This window comes from Nocardioides sp. Leaf285 (genome assembly GCF_001422955.1).
Lineage (GTDB): Bacteria > Actinomycetota > Actinomycetes > Propionibacteriales > Nocardioidaceae > Nocardioides > Nocardioides kribbensis.
Genome location: NZ_LMNH01000001.1, coordinates 982,223 through 1,002,567 on the forward strand (window position 1 = coordinate 982,223; position 20,345 = coordinate 1,002,567).

General features: G+C 74.4%; 22 protein-coding genes. 17 read left to right on the plus strand and 5 right to left on the minus strand.

Going from position 1 to position 20,345, the window contains the following annotated elements; translation table 11 throughout:
- The first annotated feature begins 13 nt into the window (after window positions 1-13).
- From ASF47_RS04480 to ASF47_RS04490, 3 genes are all read left to right on the plus strand, one after another.
- Window positions 14-208: a DUF3046 domain-containing protein gene (locus ASF47_RS04480; RefSeq protein WP_056862982.1), complete on the plus strand. Its 195-nt coding sequence runs from the start codon at window positions 14-16 to the stop codon at window positions 206-208.
- Window positions 209-360: 152 nt separating this feature from the next.
- Window positions 361-1,194, plus strand: coding sequence for an S-methyl-5'-thioadenosine phosphorylase (locus tag ASF47_RS04485; protein WP_056862714.1), 834 nt, complete (start codon window positions 361-363; stop codon window positions 1,192-1,194).
- Window positions 1,191-2,246 (plus strand): NAD-dependent epimerase/dehydratase family protein, encoded by a 1,056-nt coding sequence (locus tag ASF47_RS04490; RefSeq protein ID WP_056862715.1) that lies wholly within the window; start codon window positions 1,191-1,193, stop codon window positions 2,244-2,246. The genes ASF47_RS04485 and ASF47_RS04490 overlap by 4 nt, the downstream gene beginning before the upstream one ends.
- Before the next feature lie 64 nt (window positions 2,247-2,310).
- Here the strand turns inward: ASF47_RS04490 and ASF47_RS04495 are convergent, their stop codons facing one another.
- The gene (locus tag ASF47_RS04495) at window positions 2,311-3,720 is read right to left on the minus strand and encodes a hypothetical protein (RefSeq protein ID WP_235558619.1); all 1,410 of its coding nucleotides are present in this window, start codon (window positions 3,718-3,720) and stop codon (window positions 2,311-2,313) included.
- A gap of 254 nt (window positions 3,721-3,974) precedes the next feature.
- Here ASF47_RS04495 and ASF47_RS04500 point away from each other — a divergent pair, with 254 nt between their 5' ends.
- The 13 genes from ASF47_RS04500 (at window position 3,975) to ASF47_RS04560 (ending at window position 14,740) form a co-directional block, all read left to right on the plus strand.
- On the plus strand, window positions 3,975-4,631 hold the full coding sequence (locus tag ASF47_RS04500) for a glycosyltransferase family 2 protein (RefSeq protein WP_327138650.1): 657 nt from the start codon (window positions 3,975-3,977) through the stop codon (window positions 4,629-4,631).
- A complete protein-coding gene (locus tag ASF47_RS04505; RefSeq protein WP_235558620.1) occupies window positions 4,628-5,338 on the plus strand; it encodes a TIGR04282 family arsenosugar biosynthesis glycosyltransferase in 711 nt (236 codons plus the stop codon). The genes ASF47_RS04500 and ASF47_RS04505 overlap by 4 nt, the downstream gene beginning before the upstream one ends.
- Window positions 5,335-6,069: a class I SAM-dependent methyltransferase gene (locus ASF47_RS04510; RefSeq protein ID WP_056862717.1), complete on the plus strand. Its 735-nt coding sequence runs from the start codon at window positions 5,335-5,337 to the stop codon at window positions 6,067-6,069. The genes ASF47_RS04505 and ASF47_RS04510 overlap by 4 nt, the downstream gene beginning before the upstream one ends.
- Before the next feature lie 63 nt (window positions 6,070-6,132).
- Complete coding sequence (locus tag ASF47_RS04515; RefSeq protein WP_056862985.1) at window positions 6,133-7,341, plus strand: molybdopterin-dependent oxidoreductase; 1,209 nt, start codon at window positions 6,133-6,135, stop codon at window positions 7,339-7,341.
- Window positions 7,338-7,847, plus strand: a complete 510-nt coding sequence (locus ASF47_RS04520) for a hypothetical protein (protein ID WP_056862718.1) — start codon at window positions 7,338-7,340, stop codon at window positions 7,845-7,847. Before ASF47_RS04515 ends, ASF47_RS04520 begins: the two co-directional genes overlap by 4 nt.
- A gap of 2 nt (window positions 7,848-7,849) precedes the next feature.
- Window positions 7,850-8,533, plus strand: coding sequence for a response regulator transcription factor (locus tag ASF47_RS04525; protein ID WP_056862719.1), 684 nt, complete (start codon window positions 7,850-7,852; stop codon window positions 8,531-8,533).
- Window positions 8,530-9,801 carry a sensor histidine kinase gene (locus ASF47_RS04530; RefSeq protein WP_235558622.1) on the plus strand — a complete coding sequence of 424 codons (1,272 nt, stop codon included), beginning with the start codon at window positions 8,530-8,532 and terminating at the stop codon, window positions 9,799-9,801. The genes ASF47_RS04525 and ASF47_RS04530 overlap by 4 nt, the downstream gene beginning before the upstream one ends.
- 243 nt (window positions 9,802-10,044) lie before the next feature.
- Complete coding sequence (gene recA / locus ASF47_RS04535) at window positions 10,045-11,091, plus strand: recombinase RecA (RefSeq protein ID WP_056862721.1); 1,047 nt, start codon at window positions 10,045-10,047, stop codon at window positions 11,089-11,091.
- 2 nt (window positions 11,092-11,093) lie between these two features.
- Complete coding sequence (locus ASF47_RS20540) at window positions 11,094-11,951, plus strand: regulatory protein RecX (protein ID WP_082499975.1); 858 nt, start codon at window positions 11,094-11,096, stop codon at window positions 11,949-11,951.
- A 170-nt stretch (window positions 11,952-12,121) separates the two neighbouring features.
- Window positions 12,122-12,616, plus strand: a complete 495-nt coding sequence (locus ASF47_RS04545; RefSeq protein ID WP_056862722.1) for a phosphoribosyltransferase — start codon at window positions 12,122-12,124, stop codon at window positions 12,614-12,616.
- A complete protein-coding gene (locus ASF47_RS04550; protein ID WP_056862723.1) occupies window positions 12,613-13,485 on the plus strand; it encodes a PPK2 family polyphosphate kinase in 873 nt (290 codons plus the stop codon). Before ASF47_RS04545 ends, ASF47_RS04550 begins: the two co-directional genes overlap by 4 nt.
- Window positions 13,482-14,324: a HipA family kinase gene (locus ASF47_RS04555; RefSeq protein ID WP_235558623.1), complete on the plus strand. Its 843-nt coding sequence runs from the start codon at window positions 13,482-13,484 to the stop codon at window positions 14,322-14,324. Before ASF47_RS04550 ends, ASF47_RS04555 begins: the two co-directional genes overlap by 4 nt.
- Entirely contained in the window at window positions 14,321-14,740 is a 420-nt protein-coding gene (locus ASF47_RS04560; RefSeq protein ID WP_235558625.1) for a DUF3037 domain-containing protein, read from the plus strand. The genes ASF47_RS04555 and ASF47_RS04560 overlap by 4 nt, the downstream gene beginning before the upstream one ends.
- A gap of 79 nt (window positions 14,741-14,819) precedes the next feature.
- Here the strand turns inward: ASF47_RS04560 and ASF47_RS04565 are convergent, their stop codons facing one another.
- From ASF47_RS04565 to ASF47_RS04580, 4 genes are all read right to left on the minus strand, one after another.
- Window positions 14,820-15,563: a sirohydrochlorin chelatase gene (locus tag ASF47_RS04565; protein WP_056862724.1), complete on the minus strand. Its 744-nt coding sequence runs from the start codon at window positions 15,561-15,563 to the stop codon at window positions 14,820-14,822.
- A 142-nt stretch (window positions 15,564-15,705) separates the two neighbouring features.
- Complete coding sequence (locus ASF47_RS04570) at window positions 15,706-16,452, minus strand: phosphoadenylyl-sulfate reductase (RefSeq protein ID WP_056862725.1); 747 nt, start codon at window positions 16,450-16,452, stop codon at window positions 15,706-15,708.
- On the minus strand, window positions 16,449-16,646 hold the full coding sequence (locus ASF47_RS04575; RefSeq protein WP_056862726.1) for a hypothetical protein: 198 nt from the start codon (window positions 16,644-16,646) through the stop codon (window positions 16,449-16,451). Before ASF47_RS04575 ends, ASF47_RS04570 begins: the two co-directional genes overlap by 4 nt.
- Window positions 16,643-18,376 (minus strand): nitrite/sulfite reductase, encoded by a 1,734-nt coding sequence (locus tag ASF47_RS04580; RefSeq protein WP_056862727.1) that lies wholly within the window; start codon window positions 18,374-18,376, stop codon window positions 16,643-16,645. Before ASF47_RS04580 ends, ASF47_RS04575 begins: the two co-directional genes overlap by 4 nt.
- Window positions 18,377-18,816: 440 nt before the next feature.
- Between ASF47_RS04580 and ASF47_RS04585 the strand changes: the two genes are divergently transcribed.
- Window positions 18,817-20,259, plus strand: coding sequence for a glycine hydroxymethyltransferase (locus tag ASF47_RS04585; protein ID WP_056862728.1), 1,443 nt, complete (start codon window positions 18,817-18,819; stop codon window positions 20,257-20,259).
- Window positions 20,260-20,345: the final 86 nt, after the last annotated feature.

Here is a 20,345-nt window from a genome sequence, read left to right on the forward strand (position 1 = left end):
CATCATGGGCGCCATGCGGCACACCGAGTTCTGGGAGCGCCTCGACCACGCCCTGGGCACGGCGTCGTCGCGGTCGTGGGCGAGCTTCTTCGTCATGAGCGAGCTGGGCGACCGCACGGCCCAGGAGGCCCTCGACGCCGGGGTGCCGCCCAAGCAGGTCTGGGCCGCGGTGTGGAGCGCACTGGCCCTGCCGGCCTCCGAGCGCTGACCCGGGCACCGACACAGAGCAGCGACCCCGAGCAGCGACCCCGGGCAGCGACCCCGGGCAGCGACCCCGGGCAGCGACCCGAGCAGCGACCTCGAGCACGTCGACCAGCACCCCCGGTGAGGGCCGGGGTGAGGGCTGGCACAGTTGCGGCCATGAACGCGACCGCAGACGTCGCCGTGATCGGCGGCACCGGCTTCTACTCCTTCCTTGACGACCCCGAGCAGGTCAGCGTCGAGACCCCCTACGGCCTGCCCTCGGCGACCATCTCGGTCGGCACCGTGGCGGGGCGCCGGGTGGCCTTCCTGCCGCGCCACGGCGACCACCACGACTACCCGCCCCACGCCATCCCCTACCGCGCCAACCTCTGGGCGCTGCGCTCGCTGGGCGTGCGCCAGGTGCTCGCGCCCTGCGCCGTCGGTGGGCTGCGCGAGGAGGTCGCGCCCGGCGACATCGTCGTGCCCGACCAGCTGGTCGACCGCACGCACCGCCGCATCCCGTCCTACGTCGAGAGCGGGGCGGTCCACCTGCCCTACGCCGACCCCTACTGCGAGCGGCTCGGCGCGGCCGTGGCCGGTGCCGACCCGGAGATCAAGGCCGGCGGCACGATGGTGGTCATCGAGGGCCCCCGCTTCTCCACCCGCGCCGAGTCGCAGCACTACGCCGCCCAGGGCTGGTCGCTCATCAACATGACCGGCCACCCCGAGGCGCCGCTGGCCCGTGAGATGCAGCAGTGCTACACCGCTATCGCGCTGGTCACCGACATGGACGCCGGCGTCGAGGCCGGCCAGGGCGTCGGTCAGGAGGAGGTCTTCGCGCTCTTCCAGGCCAACCTCGAGCGGCTCAAGGGCGTGCTCACCCGCACCATCGAGAGCCTCCCCGACCCCGACGGGTGCACCTGCTCCACCTGGGCCGAGGGCATGGAGCTGTCCTACGGCATCCCGACCCCCGCCGGCGCGGGCGAGCAGGGCGAGGAGGCGGGCGCGTGAAGGTCCTGCTGACCGGCTCGGCCGGCTTCATCGGCGCCGCGGTGGCCGAGGCCCTGGAGGCCGACGGCGACGAGGTGGTGCGCGTCGACTGGATGCTCGACATGGCCCACGGCGAGGCCCGCCCGCCCGCGGGCACCCACCACGTCGACGTGCGCGACGCCGACGCGGTGAGCGCGCTGCTCGACGGCGTCGACGCGGTCTGCCACCAGGCGGCCGTCGTGGGGGCCGGGGTGAAGGTGGCCGACCTGCCGGCCTACGCCTCGCACAACGACTACGGCACGGCGGTGCTGCTCGCGGCCATGCACGAGGCGCGCGTCGACCGGATGGTGCTCGCCTCGAGCATGGTCGTCTACGGCGAGGGCCGCTACACCTGCCCCGAGCACGGCGACCAGGCCCCGGGGCCGCGCACCGTCGGGGCGCTGGAGTCCGGCGACTTCGACAACCACTGCCCCGTATGCGGCGGACCGCTCGGCTGGGCCCTGGTCGACGAGGACGCCCGCCTCGACCCGCGCTCCAGCTACGCCGCCAGCAAGCTGGCCCAGGAGCACTACACCTCGGCGTGGGTGCGCCAGGCCGACGCCGCCGCGGTGGCGCTGCGCTACCACAACGTCTACGGCCCGGGCATGCCGCGCGACACGCCGTACTCGGGGGTGGCGGCGATGTTCCGGTCCTCCCTCGAGCGTGGCGAGGCACCGAAGGTCTACGAGGACGGCGCGCAGATGCGCGACTTCGTGCACGTCAGCGACGTCGCGCAGGCCAACGTCGCCGCGCTGCGCGCCGTCGTGGCCGCCCCGACGGGGCACTACGCCGCCTACAACGTCGCCTCCGGGCGACCGGTGGGCATCAAGCAGGTCGCCGAGCTCGTCGCCACCGGCACCGGCGCCGACGGCGGCGCGGAGATCGCCCCCGAGGTCACCGGCGGCTTCCGGCTCGGCGACGTGCGCCACATCGTCGCCTCTCCCGAGCGCGCCCGCGCCGAGCTCGGCTTCGCCGCGGCCATCGCCCCCGAGGAGGGCCTGCCCGCCTTCGCCACCGCGCCGCTGCGCGCCTGAGGCACGGTTCGGGGCGGCCGGGTGCCGCAGCCGCCCCGACCGGGCTGGGCTGGGCTGGGCTGTGCTACCAGCTGGTGTACATGAGGTGCTGCAGCAGCAGCGCTGCGACCAGCTGCAGGCCCAGCCCCCAGCGCCGCCAGCGCTCGGGGAGGAAGGCCGCGCCGATCATCATCCACGGCACGAACGGCACCCAGATCCGCTCGACCTCGGCCTTGCTCATCCGTGAGGCGTCGGCGACGGCCACGGCCAGGGCGGCGCTGAGCACGAGCAGCAGCGGCGAGGCGAGCACGGCGCGCCCCAGCCGGCGCGCCCTGAGGCCGGCCACGGCCAGCGCCGAGCCGAGCAGGGGACCAGCGCTGAGCACGAGGGCCGCGAGGTTGCCCCACAGCCAGTACGACGCCGGCCGGTCGGCGGCGATGCCCTCCCAGTAGCGGTCGTGGAGCACGGGGTAGGCCTCCCACCACGCGAAGCCGCCCGCGGCGAAGCCGAGCACCACCACGAGCGCGGCGCCCGCGGCGACCGGCAGCGGCAGCCAGGAGCGGGCCAGGGCCAGCACCGCCAGCGCGGTGAGGCCGAGCAGCGGCAGGCCGTAGGACGTCATCACCATGGCGCCGAGCAGCAGGCCCGCCAGCGTCGACCACGCCAGCAGGCCGCGGCGCGAGGCGTGGCGGGCCCCGAGCGCCAGGCAGGCCAGGCCCCAGGCGCCCAGCGCGCCGAAGAGGGCGTCGGCGGAGACGGCCATGAAGACCGCCGCCGGGGCGAGCACGAGGAAGGGAGCGGCCCGCCGGGCGAGGGCCTCGTGACCCAGCGCGCGCAGCGTGGTCATCACCGCCAGCGCCGTGGTCGCGGCGAGCACGGTCACCACGATCCCGGCCGCCAGGTCGCCGCCCAGACCGACCCGCACCAGCCCGACGAAGAACAGCAGCGCCAGCGGCGGGTGGCCGGCGACGTGGGTGGGCCAGTTGTCGGGGGAGGAGTAGGAGATGCGTCCGACGTACTCCCGGAGCAGGGTGCCGATCCCGTCGACCTCCCGGGCGGTGGGGAGGTACTCCACGTCGCTGCCCAGCACCCGGGACAGGCCCGAGCTGCCGTCGACCAGGGCCAGCGAGACCATCCAGGCCAGCGCCACGACGTACGACACGAGCAGCAGACGCCGCCACGGGAGGGTCTCGGCCCACCCGGCGAACCAGCGCCACCCCACGAGCGCGACCAGCAGCGCCGGCACGGTGCCGGGGCCGAGCAGCTTGGGGTCCCAGAACCCGTGCAGCGGCGGCACCGCGAGGTCGGTGTAGGAGCGTGGCGCGCGCGTCCAGGTCTCCCAGTCGAGGACGCGGGGCACGACGATCGCGAGCGCCACCAGCACGACGGTGACGCCGAGGCCCCAGGCGGCGGCGCGGGCGCCGGAGCGGTCCTCGACCGGCGCCGCTCCCGCCGGGGCCGGGGGCGGGTCGGTCACAGGGGGGCTGGTCGCCATGCCCAGACCCTAACCAGCCCACCGGTGGCGCCCGACAGCGACGACCCGGGCCCGCGCGGTGCCGCGGTCCCGCGCGCGCTCGCGCACGACACGCGGCGCACGCTGCGGGAACGGCCGGGGGAACGACGCGCGAACGTCTGGCCTCCCGGGTGAACACCCCCGAGCACCCGGTGCGGTTCGATGGGGCGGCCGGACCGACCGGCGTCACCTCTTCGTAAGGGTTCACCGCCACGATGCCACCTACCGTTGACGACGTGCCCGTCTGCGACCTCGTCCTCCCCTGCAAGGACGAGGCGCCTGCCCTGGGCGACCTGATCCCGCGGGTGCCCGCCCGCTTCTCGGTGATCGTCGTCGACAACGGATCGGTCGACGGCACGGCCGCGGTCGCCGAGCGGCTCGGCGCCCGGGTCGTGCACGAGAGCGTGCCCGGCTACGGCTCGGCCGTGCACGCCGGGCTCCTCGCCGCCACCCACGACTACGTCGCCTTCATGGACGGCGACGGCTCCTTCGACCCCGCCGAGCTTCTGCCGCTGCTCGACGACGTCGCCTCGGGCCGCGCCGACTTCGCCGTGGGCCGGCGCCGCCCCGTGCAGCGCGGTGTGTGGCCGTGGCACGCCCGCGCCGGCAACGCGCTGATCGTGGCCTGGCTGCGCCGCCGGATCGCGATGCAGGCCCACGACATCGCCCCGATGCGGGTCTCGCGGCGTCAGGACCTGCTCGACCTCGGTGTCGAGGACCGCCGCTTCGGCTACCCCGTCGAGCTGCTGCAGAAGGTCACCGTCGCCGGGTGGCGGGTCTCCGAGCGCGACGTCGGCTACCACCCCCGCGCCGCCGGCACCCGCTCGAAGGTGTCGGGGTCGGTCAAGGGCACCGTCCGCACGGCGCGCGACTTCTGGAAGGCCCTCGCATGAGCAGCACCACCCCCACCCCGTACGCCGCAGGCGCCGACCCGGCCGCGGCGCCGCGGATGCTGGTCGTGGCCAAGGCACCGGTCGCGGGGCGGGTCAAGACCCGCCTCGGCGCCGACATCGGCATGGACCTGGCCGCGGAGATCGCCGCCGCCTCCCTGCTCGACACCCTCGTGGCCTGCACCGACGCGGTGGGCCCCGACCGCTGCCACCTCTCCCTCGACGGCGAGCTGCTTGACGCCGTGCACGGCGAGCGCATCCGCCGCCACCTGCACGGCTGGCAGGTCACCCCGCAGGTCGGCGACGGCTTCGACGAGCGACTCGTGCGCGCCCACGCCGACGTGGCCGCCGCCGGCCCCGGCCCGGTGGTGCAGGTCGGCATGGACACCCCGCAGGTCACGCCCGATCTGCTGCTCGGCGCGGCGGCACCGCTGGCCGACCACGACGCCGTGCTCGGCCCGGCCGAGGACGGCGGCTGGTGGGTGCTCGCCCTGCGCGACCCCCGCGCCGCCGCGGCCCTGCGCGGCGTGCCGATGTCGACGCCCACCACCCACGACGACACCCGCGCGGCGCTCGAGGCGGCCGGCCTGGCCGTCGCCACGACCGCGGTGCTGCGCGACATCGACACGGTGGCCGACGCCGACGCGGTCGTCGCCCTCGTGCCCGGTGGCCGCTTCGCCGCGGCCTGGAGCCCGGAGGTGGCCTCGTGAGCGTGCGTGACGAGTCCTTCTCCGCCGTCTTCACCCACGCCCTGCGGGGCATGCCGTGCCGCGTGGTGGGCCTGGGCCCCGAGCCGTCGCCGCTCCCGGTGGCGGACTGGACCCGCGAGGCCGACGAGGCCGACCACGCGCTGCTCGCGTGGTGCGTGGGCCCCACCATCGACATCGGCTGCGGACCGGGCCGGCTCTCCGCGGGCCTGGCCGCGCGCGGCCACGTCGTGCTCGGCATCGACGTGGTCCACGAGGCCGTCGAGCAGACCCGACAGCGCGGCGCCTCGGCGATCCTGCGCGACGTCTTCGAGTCGATCCCCGGCGAGGGGCGCTGGGAGTCGGCGCTGCTCGCCGACGGCAACGTCGGCATCGGGGGAGACCCCGTGCGGCTGCTGCGGCGCGTGCGCGAGGTGCTCGACCCGCGCGGTCGGGTCGTGGTCGAGCTGGCGCCGCCGGGGGTCCCGATGACGACCACGTGGGCCAGCATCGAGGGCGACGACGTACGCAGCCGGCCCTTCCGCTGGTCGGTGCTCGGCGTCGACGACATCGCCCCCGTGGCCGAGGCCGCGGGCTGGGGCGTCAGCGCGTGCGAGCCCTTCGCCGGACGCTGGTGCGCCGTGCTCGAGGAGCAGCTCGCCCCCGTCGCCGCGGGCTCCGCAGCCCCCGCGAGCGGGGTCCGCCACCTGCAGGACGTCTCTCGGGACCACCACCCCGAGGAGCCGACCACGTGATGACGAGCCCCAGCGCAGGACCCCCCGCCCGCACCCGGACGGGGACGTGACGACGTGGCGGTGATGAGCCGGCTGGCCGAGCGCCTGCCGAGCGAGGACAGCTTCCGCTCCGAGCTGCGCAGTCCCACCGTCGCCGCCCGCGTCGGCCTGTGGCTGGGCGTCTGTTTCACCGTCTGCTTCCTCACCGGGCTGGTCAGCCACTACGCGCAGAACGTCGACCACCCGGTGCCGTTCCCGGCCTCGCCCTCCTGGGGCTACCGCGTCACCCAGGGCCTCCACGTCGTCACCGGCACCGCCGCCGTGCCGCTGCTGCTGGTGAAGCTGTGGACCGTCTTCCCGCGGCTCTTCGCCCGGCCGGGCCGCGGGGTGCGCGCGTTGGCCGTCACCGCCCTCGAGCGGGCCTCGATCCTCGCGCTCGTCGGCTCGGCGGTCTTCCTGCTCGTCACCGGCCTCATGAACTCCGCCCAGTGGTACCCCTGGGCCTTCTCCTTCCGCTCCACCCACTACGCCGTGGCGTGGGTCGCGATCGGCTCGCTGGTCGTGCACGTCGCGGTCAAGCTGCCGGTCATCCGCGCCGCGCTGGGCGCCGACGTCGACGACACCACCCTCGACCGGTCCCGCACCGACCGGCCCCGCACCGACGGGCCGGGGACCGACCGGCCGACCGAGCGCAGCGGCGGGCTCTCCCGGCGCGGCCTGCTGCGCACGACCTGGGCGGCGGCCGGCCTGGCCGTGCTCGCCACCGCGGGCAGCACGGTGCCGCTGCTGCGCACGGTCTCCGTGCTCGCCGTGCGCACCGGTGACGGCCCGCAGGGGCTGCCGGTCAACCGCTCCGCCGCGGCCGCGCAGGTCACCAGCGACGACGTCGGCGACTCCTTCCGCCTCACGGTGGCCCACGGCTCGCGCACCGTCGAGCTCGCCCGCGAGGACCTGCTGGCGATGACCCAGCACACCGTCGACCTCCCGATCGCCTGCGTCGAGGGCTGGTCGGCCGACGCCACCTGGACCGGGGTGCGGGTCGCCGACCTGCTCGCCCTGGTCGAGGCCCCCGCCGACAGCGACCTGCGGGTGACCTCGCTGCAGCGGGCCGGCGCCTTCGGCACCACCGCGCTCCAGGCCTCCTTCGCCGAGGACGACCGCACGCTGCTGGCCCTGCAGCTCAACGGCGAGACGCTGAGCCTCGACCACGGCTTCCCCTGCCGGATCATCGCCCCCAACCGCCCCGGGGTGCTCCAGACCAAGTGGGTCACGTCGCTGGAGGTGCTCGCGTGAGCGCCCCGACCGGGGGAGCACCGACCCCGCTCGGCCTGCGCCTGGCGCTCGGCGCCGCGGGCGTGGCCCTGGGGCTGTACGGCGCATGGCTGCTGTGGTCGCGCGCCGAGCCCGCCCAGGTGCTCGACGCGCTGCTGTGGGCCGCCTCCGGCGTGGTCCTCCACGACGCCGTGCTCGCCCCGCTCGTCCTCGTGCTCGTCGTGGTGGGCGCGCGCGTCGTGCCACGCCCCTTCCGTGCCCCCACCACGGTGGGTCTCGTCCTGCTGGGCAGCCTGACCCTGCTCGCCGTGCCCGTGCTGGGCCGCTTCGGCGAGCGCGCCGACAACCCCACGCTGCTCGACCGCGACTACACCGCCGGCTGGCTCGCCGTCGCCGGGCTCGTGCTGCTCGGGGTCGTCGTGACCGGCCTGCTGCGGCGACGCGCGCAGCACGCCGCCGGCCCGGTCACGGCCGACCCGTCCCGCCCGTCCGACCCGTCCGACCAACCCGGCCCCACCGGTCGCTGAGCGTGGCCCTCGTGCTCGTCGTCGACGACGACCTCACCGTCCGCGAGGTCGTCGTGTCCTACCTGCGCGCCCACGGCCACGAGGTCGTCGAGGCCGGCGACGGCGAGGCGGCGCTGGAGCTGATGGGCTCCCGCCCGGCCGACCTCGTGGTGCTCGACCTGATGCTGCCCGGGATCGACGGGCTCGAGGTGTGCCGTCGGCTGCGGCGCGGCGGCGACGTGCCGGTGGTGATGCTCACCGCCCTCGGCGAGGAGGGCGACCGTGTCGCCGGCCTCGAGCACGGCGCCGACGACTACGTCAGCAAGCCCTTCAGCCCGCGCGAGCTGGCCCTGCGGGTCGACTCGGTGCTCCGGCGTACGTCGGAGCCGGCCGAGGTCGTCGGTCCGCGGGTCGTGGTCGACGGCGACCTCGAGGTCGACGCCGCACGTCACACGGTCACCCGGGCGGGCCGCGAGCTGGCCCTGACCGCCCGGGAGTTCGACCTGCTGTGGTGGTTCCTCAGCCACCCCGGCGTCGCGGTCAACCGCGACGACCTGCTGCAGGAGGTGTGGGGCTGGTCGGTCGGCGACCGCTCCACCGTGACCGTGCACGTGCGCCGCCTGCGCGAGAAGGTCGAGCAGGACCCCACCCACCCACGGCGGCTGCTGACGGTGTGGGGCGTGGGCTACCGGTGGGAGGCGTCGTGAACGACGAGCAGGCGCAGGTCGTCCTCGTGGCGGCGGTCGCGGCCGTCGTCGTGGGCGTCGTCGGGCTGCTGCTGGCCTGGCTCGTGCGCCGGCTGTCGATCCGCTGGCAGCTCGGCCTCGCCGCGGTCGTGCCGGTGGCCGCGGTGCTCGCCGGGGTGCTCGCGGCCTCCCAGCGCATGTTCATCAGCGACGACGACGTCGAGGTCGTCACGCTCGTGGCCGGCGCCGCCACGGTGGTCGCGCTGGCGGTCGCGCTCGCCCTCTCGCGGGCGATCACCCGCTGGTCGCTGTCGCTGCGCGAGGAGGTGCGGCGGGTGGGCTCCGGCTCGCCGTACGTCGGCGGGGCCCGCGGGCCCTCGGAGTTCCGCGCGCTGTCCGAGGAGCTCGCCACCGCGCACGCCCGGCTCGAGGAGGCCCGTGGGCGCGAGGCGCGCCTGGAGGACTCGCGCCGCGAGCTGGTCTCCTGGGTCTCCCACGACCTGCGCACCCCGTTGGCCGGCATGCGGGCGATGACCGAGGCGCTCGAGGACGGCATGACCCCCGACCCCGAGCGCTACCACCGCCAGATCCGGGTCGAGGTCGACCGCATGGTCCGCATGGTCGACGACCTCTTCGAGCTCTCCCGCATCCACGCCGGCGTGCTGCGGCTGGCCCCCGAGGCCGTGGTGCTGGGCGACGTCGTCAGCGACGCGATCGCCGCCGCCGACCCGGTGGCGCGGGCCCGTGGCGTCAGGCTCGGGGGAGCGGTGCCCGGCGGTCTCGAGCTCGTCGCCGACCCCTCGGGGCTCTCGCGCGTGGTCTCCAACCTGGTGATGAACGCCGTGCGCCACACCCCGCCCGGGGGCACGGTGCACGTCGAGGGCACGGGCCACGCCGCCGGGGTGCGCGCCGCCGCGGGGGACGGCGCGGGGGGCGGTGCGGGGGGCGGTGCGGGGGGCGGTGCGGGGGGCGACTGCGTGGAGCTCGTCGTGACCGACGGCTGCGGCGGCATCGGGGCCGTCGACCTCGCCCGGGTCTTCGACGTGGCCTGGCAGGCCGAGCCCTCGCGCACCCCTGACGACGTCACCGGTCGTGGGGCCGGGCTGGGCCTGGCCATCGTCAAGGGCATCGTGGAGGCCCACCGCGGCACCGTGCACGCCGAGGACGTCACCGAGCAGGGAGTCGACCAGGGGGACCGGCCGACCGGCTGCCGCTTCCGGGTCGTGCTGCCCGTCGACGGCCCCGGGCCGCTCGACGCGGTGCTCCCGGCCCCCGCCCCGCTCTCCTGACCGTCGGTCCGACGAGCACGGCGTCGACCGGGCTCCGCCGCGGCGCGGCGTGTCGACTGGGGTCGAACACGTGTTCGGGCTACCGTGCAGGGGACGGCGCGCAGATCGGCGTTCTCCACAGTCCCGGGTCACCGTTCCCCGACTGTCGGCGGGCTCCTCTAGCGTTCCCGGCACAGACGTTGCACGACACCACAGACCACACCGTGGAGGGCCGAGCGCCCTCCGCCCCAGGACGGAGACATCATGGCTGGAGACCGCGACAAGGCCCTCGACGTAGCGCTCGCCTCGATCGAGAAGCAGTTCGGCAAGGGCTCGGTGATGCGCCTCGGCGACGAGACCCGCGCGCCCCTCGAGGTGATCCCCACCGGGTCGATCGCCCTCGACGTCGCCCTCGGCCTCGGCGGCCTGCCGCGCGGTCGCGTGGTGGAGATCTACGGCCCGGAGTCCTCCGGAAAGACGACGGTCGCCCTCCACGCGGTGGCCAGCGCCCAGCGCAACGGCGGCATCGTCGCCTTCATCGACGCCGAGCACGCCCTCGACCCCGACTACGCCAAGGCCCTCGGCGTCGACACCGACGCCCTGCTGGTCTCCCAGCCCGACTCCGGTGAGCAGGCCCTCGAGATCGCCGACATGCTGATCCGCTCGGGCGCGCTCGACCTGATCGTCATCGACTCCGTGGCCGCGCTCGTGCCCCGCGCCGAGATCGAGGGCGAGATGGGCGACAGCCACGTCGGCCTCCAGGCCCGCCTGATGAGCCAGGCGCTGCGCAAGATGACCGGTGCGCTCAACAACTCCAAGACCACCGCGATCTTCATCAACCAGCTGCGCGAGAAGATCGGCGTCATGTTCGGCTCACCGGAGACCACGACCGGTGGTCGCGCGCTGAAGTTCTACTCCTCGGTGCGCCTCGACGTGCGCCGCATCGAGACGCTGAAGGACGGCACCGACATGGTCGGCAACCGCACCCGCGTCAAGGTCGTCAAGAACAAGGTCGCCCCGCCCTTCAAGCAGGCCGAGTTCGACATCATGTACGGCAAGGGCATCAGCCGCGAGGGTGGCCTGATCGACGTCGGCGTCGAGGCGGGCCTGGTCCGCAAGGCCGGCGCCTGGTACACCTACGACGGCGACCAGCTGGGCCAGGGCAAGGAGAACGCCCGCACCTTCCTGCGCGACAACCCCGACCTGGCCAACGAGCTGGAGAAGAAGATCCTCGAGAAGCTCGGGGTCGGCCCCACCGTCGACGCCGAGGTCTCGCTGCCCGGTGACCCGGTCGGCGTCGACGACTTCTGATCGTGACCCGGTCGCAGCGACCGGTCGACCGCGACGTCGACCCCCGGCCCGCCCCGTCGTGGGCCGGGGTCGACGCGACCGAGTCCGACCTCGGTGAGCCGGCGGTCTCCTCGTCCTGGCGTGGCGACGTCTCGGCGGGCGTCGACGCCTGGACCCAGCGCGCCGAGCGGACCGCGCGGTCCGGCGGGCCCGATGACGCGGCCGGGGCCGACGGGGCCTCGCGTCCGTTCGGGGAGGCGAGGTCCTCGGGTCGCAGGGGCTCCCGGGCCCGCGGCGGGTCCGAGGGCCGGCGGCAGGGTCGCAGCCGCTCGTCGGCGGGTCAGCCGCCCCCCGACCGCGCCGCGCTGGGGCCCGAGGCCGACCCGGAGTCGGTGGCCCGCACGATCCTGCTCGACCAGCTCACGGGCCGTGCCCGCAGCCGCAAGGAGCTCGGCGACAAGCTCGCGCAGCGCGAGGTGCCCGACGAGATCGCCACGGCGCTCCTCGACCGCTTCGAGGAGGTCGGCCTCATCGACGACGAGGCCTTCGCGCGGCTCTGGGTCTCCTCCCGCGGCGCCGGCGGGGGTGGCAGCAAGTCCCTGGCACGCCGCGCCCTGAGCCAGGAGCTGCGACGCAAGGGCGTCGACGACGAGGTCGCCCGCACGGTCCTCGACGAGATCGACCCCGACGACGAGGAGCAGGCCGCGCGAGAGCTGGTGCGCAAGAAGCTGCGCTCGCTCTCGCGCGTCGACGACGTCACCGCGACCCGCCGTCTCGTCGGCATGCTGGCGCGCAAGGGCTACGGCTCGGGCCTGGCCTTCTCCGTGGTCAAGCAGGAGCTCGCCGCCTCCGGTCGCGACGAGCCCGACCCCCTCGACTGACGCGACGGTGGTTGAGGAGCGAGCCCACTAGCCACCGGTGGTTGAGGAGCGACCGCCAGCGAGCGTCTGGAACCACCTACTCGCCACACCGTGGTCGAGGAACGCGCCCCGCCCGCCCTCGCCACGCCCCCCGCTCGACGCTGCGGCCGGCCTCCCGCCACAATGACCGGGTGGCCGACGAGCGCGAGATCCTGACCTACGACCTCTTCGGCACCGCGGTGCGCGACCTGGCCCAGCAGGTGGTCGACGACGGCTACGAGCCCGACCTCGTGCTGGCCATCGCCCGGGGCGGTCTGGGCCTGGCCATGGGGTTGGGCTACGCCCTCGACGTCAAGAACCTCTCGGCGGTCAACGTCGAGTTCTACACCGGCGTCGACCAGCGCCTCGACGTGCCGATCATGCTGCCCCCCACGCCTGCGGCCGTCGACCTGTCGGGCCTCAAGGTGCTCATCGCCGACGACGTCGCCGACAGCGGACGGACCCTGGAGTCGGTGCTGGCCTTCTGCGCCGACCACGTGGCCGAGGCCCGCTCGGCGGTGGTCTACGAGAAGCCGCAGAGCGTGGTGAAGCCCGACTACGCCTGGCGCCGCACGACGCGCTGGATCAACTTCCCGTGGTCCACGCAGCCGCCGCTGGTGACCCGCTCCACCGTGGTCGACGCGTGAGCGCCTCGCTGCTGCGGCTGCCGACGGGCCCGGTGGACCTGCGCAGCCTGCCCACCGACGCCACGCCCGACTTCGCGCACGGCAAGACCGCCGGCAAGGTCGCGCTGGCCGAGCTCGGCCCGCGGCTGGGCGAGCTGCAGGAGCGGCTCTTCTCCGAGCACACCACGGAGCACCCCCGCAGCGTCCTGCTGGTGCTGCAGGGCATGGACACCTCGGGCAAGGGCGGGGTCCTGCGGCACACCCTGGGGCTCGTCGACCCCCAGGGGTTGCGGATCACGTCCTTCAAGGCCCCCACGGCGCAGGAGCGGGAGCACGACTTCCTGTGGCGCATCCGTCGCGCGCTGCCCGGCCCGGGGCTGATCGGCGTCTTCGACCGCTCCCATTACGAGGACGTCCTCGCCGCACGGGTCAGGGGCCTGGCCCCCCTCGAGGAGGTCGAGCGTCGCTACGCCGCCATCAACGACTTCGAGGCCGACCTGCTGGCCGCTGGCACGACCGTGGTCAAGTGCATGCTCCACATCAGCGCCGACACCCAGCGCGAGCGGCTGCTGGAGCGCCTCGACCGACCCGACAAGCACTGGAAGTTCACCCCCGGGGACATCGACGACCGCCAGCTCTGGCCGGCCTACCGCGCTGCCTACGAGACGGCCCTGGAGCGCACCAACACCGAGGTCGCCCCGTGGCACGTCGTGCCCAGCGACCGCAAGTGGTATCGCAACCTCGCGGTCGGGCGCCTGCTCCTCGACGCCCTGGAGGGCCTCGCGCCCACCTGGCCCCCGGCGCGCTACGACGTCGCGGAGCAGCGACGGCGCCTGCTGCACGAGGCCGACCCGGATCCCGACCCCGGCCCGGAGGGGAGCGCGGCGTGAGCCCCGACCACCCGTCCGGTGCCGCCGACCGCGCCGTAGACGACGGCCCGCTGCCCACCGTGGCCGTCACGCGCTACGTCACCCCGCTGCGCGAGGGCGGCAGCCTGCCGGGGATCGTGGAGGCCGACGACCTGGGCACCTACGTGTGCAAGTTCCGCGGCGCGGGCCAGGGCGTGCGCGTCCTGGTCGCCGAGGTCGTGGTCGCCGAGCTGGCCCGTCTGGTCGGGCTGCGCACCCCGCGGCTGGTCGCTCTCGAGCTCGACGCGGAGATCGCGCGCTACGAGGCCGACGAGGAGGTCCAGGACCTGCTGGTCGCGTCGGTGGGGCTCAACCTGGGAGTCGACTTCCTGCCCGGCTCCTTCGGCTACGACGGCGAGCGGGCGGCCACGACGCCGGGCGGCGGCGCGGCGGCGGTGGCCGAGGAGGCGGCCCGGGTGCTGTGGCTCGACGCGTTCTGCGCCAACGTCGACCGCAGCTGGCGCAACCCCAACCTCCTGGTCTGGCACGACGACCTCTGGGTCATCGACCACGGCGCCTCGCTGTACTTCCACCACGCCTGGGGCGGCGGCGTCACCGACCCGGCCCGCTTCGCCGCCCAGCGCTGGGACGTCTCCGACCACGTGCTCGGCGCCCACGTCGGCGGCCTCGGCGCCGTCGACGCGGCGATCAGCGAGGTGCTGACGCCCGAGGTCCTGCCCGGCGTGCTCGAGCGCGTGCCCGACGCCTGGCTCCAGCCCGTGCCCGGCGCCGAGACACCCGCGGCGCTGCGCGCGGCGTACGTCGCCTTCCTCACCGCCCGGCTCGGCACCCGCCAGTGGCTGCCGGGGGCCGACGCGTGAGCGGCGTGCCGGCCGGTTCCGCCGGCACCCCGACGCGCCCGCTGATGGCCTACCAGTACGTCGTGCTGCGCTGCGTGCCGCGCGCCGACCGCGAGGAGTTCCTCAACGTGGGCGTGGTGCTCTACTGCCAGGCCGGCGACTTCCTGGGCACGGCGTGGCACTGCGACCGCGAGCGCCTGACCGCCTTCAGCGCGGGGCTCGACGTCGACCAGGTCTGCGCCTCGCTGCGCTTCGCCGAGGCCGTCAGCGCCGGGGACGAGCGCGGGGGTGCGGCCTCGCGACACCCGGTGGGACAGCGCTTCGGGTTCCTCAAGGCACCCAAGAGCACGGTGGTGCAGCCCGGTCCGGTGCACGGCGGACTGACCGCCGACCCCGCTGCCGAGCTGCGGCGCCTGCTCGCCTGCCTGGTGACCTGAGCCCCGGTGTGCTGAGCCCCGGTGTGCTGAGCGCCCCGGGGCGCCGAGGCCCGGGCCCCACCACGGTGACGGCCCGGGATCAGACCGGGACGAGCTCGACGGCGCCGACGGCGTAGCGGGCCAGCACCGTGCGGGCGACCTCGGGGTGCGCGCCCAGCGGCTCGGAGACCGCCACCGCGCCGGCCTCGAGGGCCAGCTCGGCGGAGCGGTCGGTGGCGCAGCCGGGGGAGAGGAAGAGCGAGGCCACCGCGATGTGGCGACGGCCCTCGCCGCGGAAGGCGCGCACGGCCTCGCCGGTGGCCGGCGGGGAGACCGAGGCGAAGGCCGCGGTGACGGGCAGGCGGTGGTGGGCCCCCCACAGCCGGGCGAGGCGGGCGACGGCCTGGTTGGCCAGCGGGTCGGTGGAGCCCGACGCGGCCAGCACGAGGGCGTCGAGCTCGCGCACCCGCGACTGGCGCAGCGCCTCGCGCAGCCGCACGTCGAGCACCTCGAGGAAGCACGGCTCCAGGCCCAGGATGGCCGTCGAGCGGATCTGCAGCCCCGGGTGCCGCGCGGCGGCCGCGGCCACGGCGGAGGGCACGTCGGCGGCGAGGAGCTGGCCCTCGGTCAGCAGCAGCGGCACGACCACGATCTCCTCGTGCCCGGCCTTGACGAGCCGGTCGACGACGGTCTGGAACGCGGGCCGGGCCGACTCGAGGAACGCGCGCTCGACCTTGAGGTCGGGGCGCATCGCGCGCACCTCGTCGACCAGTGCGGTGATGGTCGCGGAGGAGCGCGCGTCGCGGGTGCCGTGGGCCAGGGCGATCAGTGCCGGAGCTGCCATCGGAGGTGGCCTCCCTTGTCGTGGTGATCTCGGTGGGGCGGGGGTCCCGGGCCCAGCGGCGCTGCTGGTGGGTGTGGTGCTGCTGCCGTGCGGTGGGTGTGGAGCGGTCCTCGAGTGGTGCGGGTGGGGCCGGGGGCGGAGGTCACATGTGGATGCCGCACTCGGTCTTGTTGGTGCCGGCCCAGCGGCCGCTGCGGGCGTCCTCGCCGGGGGCGACACGACGGGTGCAGGGGGCGCAGCCGATCGAGGGGTAGCCGTCGTAGACGAGCGGGTTCACGAGGATCCCGTTGTCGGCGATGTAGGTCTCGACCTGCTCGTCGCTCCAGCGGGCGATGGGGGAGACCTTGACCTTGCCCTTCTTGGCGTCCCAGCCGATGACCGGCGCGATGACCCGGTTGCGGGTCTCGGCGCGGCGCAGGCCGGTGGCCCAGGCGTCGTAGCCCGCGAGCGAGCGGGCCAGCGGCTCGACCTTGCGCAGCTTGCAGCACAGGTCGGGGTCGGTCTTGTAGAGGTCCTTGCCGTACTCCGCGTCCTGCTCGGCCACGCTCTGGACGGGGGTGATGGTCAGCAGGTTGACCGGCATCGTCGCCTCGACGGCGTCGCGGGTGCCGATGGTCTCGGCGAAGTGGTACCCGGTGTCGAGGAAGACCACGTCGATGCCGGGCACGACCTTGGAGGCCAGGTGCGACAGCACGGCGTCGCCCATCGAGGAGGTCACGCAGAAGCGCTCCCCGAAGGTGGCGGCGGCCCACTCGATGATGTCCTCGGCCGGGGCGAGCTCGAGCTCGGCGCCCCAGTGGGACACGAGGTCGCGCAGCTCCTCGGGCGAGCGGCCCGCGGTCTCGATGGCTCGGTTCGCGCGCGCCGTGAGGGTGGTGGCGGCGGTCATGTGGCGGCTCCCTGGGTCGTGGCGTCCGGCCGGATCAGGCCGAGCATCCTCAGGGAGAAGGCGCGCAGGCAGGAGCGGCATTCCCAGCTGCCGTGGGGGGAGCTGATCTGACCGTCCTGCGAGACGACCTCGTGCGGACGCAGGTCCTCGTCACCGCAGTAGGGGCAGTGGAAGGGGATGCCGCGCCCGCTCATGAGGCCGGCTCGAGGGTCTTGTCGCCCTTGAGGAGCTCCTCGTCGGCGCGGGCGACCCACGTCGTGAAGGACTCCTCGGTGCCCGTGCGGTCGGCGAGGTAGTTGACGACCAGGGTGGCGACGTAGTCGCCGAGCCCGGCGCTGGTGACCTTGTGGGCGCGCAGCTTGCGGCCGAAGTTGGCCTGCAGCCCGGTGGCGCCGCCGAGGTGGACCTGGAAGCCCTCGACCTGCTGGCCCTCGTGCATGACCAGCTGGCCCTTGAGCCCGATGTCGGCGACCTGGGTGCGGGCGCAGGCGTTGGGGCAGCCGTTGACGTTGACGGTGATGCCGTCGGGCACCAGTGCGTCGAGGTCGGGGAAACGCTGCTCCAGCTCGGCGACCAGGTCGCGGGCGCGGTCCTTGGTGTCGACGATGGCGAGCTTGCAGAACTCGATGCCGGTGCAGGCCATCGTGTTGCGCCGCCAGCCCGAGGGCCGGCCCGAGAGCCCGAGCTCGTCGAGGTCGTCGAGCAGGGCGTCGACGGCGTCGGCGGGCACGCCGATCAGCACGATCTTCTGGTACGGCGTGAGCCGCGCACCCTCCACGCCGTGGTGCTCCATCGCGTCGGCCAGGCCGACCAGCAGCGTGCCCGACACCCGGCCGGCGGTCGGCGCGACGCCGACGTACTTTCGCCCGTCGGTCTGGTCGTGCACGCCGATGTGGTCGCGGTGGCCCACCGGCGAGGCCGGGGACTCGCAGGAGACGAGCTCGCGCCCCAGGTACTCTGTCTCGAGGACCTCGCGGAAGCGCTCGACGCCCCAGTCGGCGACGAGGAACTTCAGCCGCGCCCGCGAGCGCAGCCGGCGGTAGCCGTAGTCGCGGAAGATCGAAGCGACGCCCTCCCAGACGTCGGGCACCTCGTCGAGGGGCACCCACACGCCGAGCTTCTGGGCGAGCATGGGGTTGGTCGAGAGCCCGCCGCCGACCCAGACGTCGAAGCCGGGGCCGTGCTCGGGGTGCACCGTGCCGACGAAGGCGATGTCGTTGGTCTCGGGGGAGACGTCGTGGGAGGGGTGGCCGGTCAGGGCGGTCTTGAACTTGCGGGGGAAGTTCGAGAAGGCCGGGTCGCCGATGTAGCGGCGCTTGATCTCCTCCAGCGCCGAGGTGCCGTCGATGATCTCGTCGGCGGCCACGCCGGCGACGGGCGAGCCGAGGAAGGGGCGCGGGGAGTCGCCGCAGGCCTCGAGGGTGCTGAGCCCGGCCTCCTCGAGGCGCTCCCAGATGGTGGGGACGTCCTCGACGCGGATCCAGTGGTACTGGATGTTCTCGCGGTCGGTCACGTCGGCGGTGTCGCGGGCGAAGTCCTGCCCGATCGTGCCGAGCGCCCGCACCGTGGCCGGGGGCAGCAGGGCGCCGTCGGAGCGCACGCGCATCATGAAGAACTCGTCGTCGAGCTCCTCCTCGGCCAGGGTGGCGGTCTTGCCGCCGTCGAAGCCCGGCGCGCGCTGGGTGTAGAGGCCCATCCAGCGGAAGCGGCCGCGCAGGTCGGCGGGGTCGATGGAGGCGAAGCCGCGCTTGGAGTAGATGTTGAGGATGCGCGCCCGCACGTTGAGCGGGTTGTCGTCCTTCTTGGACTGCTCGTTCTTGTTCAGCGGTTCCATGTAGCCCAGGGCCCACTGACCCTCACCGCGCTTGGGGCGCGGACGGGCGGGGCGGGGGGCGGCCTGCTCGGTGGAGAGCTGCTCAGTCATGGGGTGGGGTTCCTCGGGTGCGTGTCTCGGCGGTGAGCGCGCGACTCTTCACGGGTCGGAACCACGTCGTCGGGGTTCGCTGCGACCTCGGAAGACCGGGCGCCCGCGGTCGGTTCGTGCGGGCGGTGCGTCGGGTGTCGCCGGGTGGGCGCGACGCGGGTCAGTGAGGTCGACACATGGAGCTGCGGGTGCGCCCGAGGTCCACGTGGCGTCGGACCACGAGGAAGGCGGACGTGGCAGCGGAGATCATGTCAAGGAGTCTCAGTCCTCGGACCGTCCGCCCACAAGGCGAAATCCCATGATGTGAGATCTTGATCCGCATGGTGAGACGACCCACCGCGGGACCGCGGCCCGCCACGGGGTCGTGCGTCCCATGTCACACCACCGTGACCTGTTCGCGACCATCCGCCCGACCGTGCCGGCCGCGTAGGCTGAGGGTCATGTCGTCCACGCCCGACCTCACCAGCAGCGTCTACTCCCAAGCCCTCGAGCTGATCGCCTCGGTGGAGCCCCGCATCGCGGAGGCGACGCGGCAGGAGCTCGCCGACCAGCGCGCCTCGCTCAAGCTCATCGCGAGCGAGAACTACGCCTCGCCCGCCGTGCTGATGACGATGGGCACCTGGTTCAGCGACAAGTACGCCGAGGGCACGGTCGGGCACCGCTTCTACGCCGGCTGCCAGAACGTCGACACCGTCGAGACGCTGGCCGCCGAGCACGCCCGCGAGCTGTTCGGCGCCGAGTACGCCTACGTGCAGCCGCACTCCGGGATCGACGCCAACCTCGTGGCCTTCTGGTCGATCCTGGCCCACCGCGTGGAGTCGCCGGCCCTGGCCGAGCTGGGTGCGCGCAACGTCAACGACCTGACCGACGAGCAGTGGGAGACCCTGCGCCGCCGGCTGGGCGACCAGCGCCTGCTGGGCATGTCGCTCGACGCCGGCGGCCACCTGACCCACGGCTTCCGGCCCAACATCAGCGGCAAGATGTTCCACCAGCAGCAGTACGGCACCGACCCCGAGACCGGCCTGCTCGACTACGACGCGCTGGCCGCCAAGGCGCGCGAGTTCAAGCCGCTCGTGCTCGTCGCGGGTTACTCCGCCTACCCGCGCCGGGTGAACTTCGCCAAGGTCCGCGAGATCGCCGACGAGGTCGGCGCCACCCTCATGGTCGACATGGCCCACTTCGCCGGGCTCGTGGCCGGCAAGGTCTTCACCGGCGACGAGGACCCGGTGCCGCACGCCCACGTCGTCACCAGCACCACCCACAAGTCGCTGCGCGGCCCGCGCGGCGGCATCGTGCTGGCCACCGAGGAGTACGCCCCCTCGGTGGACCGCGGCTGCCCGATGGTGCTCGGTGGCCCGCTCTCGCACGTGATGGCGGCCAAGGCCGTCGCGTTCGCCGAGGCCCGCCAGCCGGCGTTCCGCACCTACGCCCAGCAGGTCGCCGACAACGCCCAGTCGCTCGCCGAGGGCTTCCTGGGCCGCGGCGCCACCCTGGTCACCGGCGGCACCGACAACCACCTCGTGCTGCTCGACGTCTCCTCCTACGGCCTCACCGGCCGTCAGGCCGAGTCGGCGCTGCTCGACGCCGGCGTCGTCACCAACCGCAACTCGGTGCCCGGCGACCCCAACGGAGCCTGGTACACCTCCGGTATCCGCCTGGGCACCCCGGCGCTGACCACCCGCGGCTTCGGTCACGACGAGTTCGACACCGTCGCGGAGCTGATCACGATGGTCCTGGAGAACACCCAGCCCGGCACGACCAAGGCCGGCGGCCCCTCCAAGGCCTCCTACGTCCTGGCCGACGGCGTCGCCGCCAAGGTCAAGGACGCCTCGGCCGAGCTGCTCGACAAGCACCCGCTCTACCCCGGCCTCGAGCTCTCCTGAGACCTCCCACCCGCACCCGACCACGGCCGGCACCCCGCGAGGGGTGCCGGCCGTGGTCGTACACCGGGACCGTGGCAGCCTGGAGC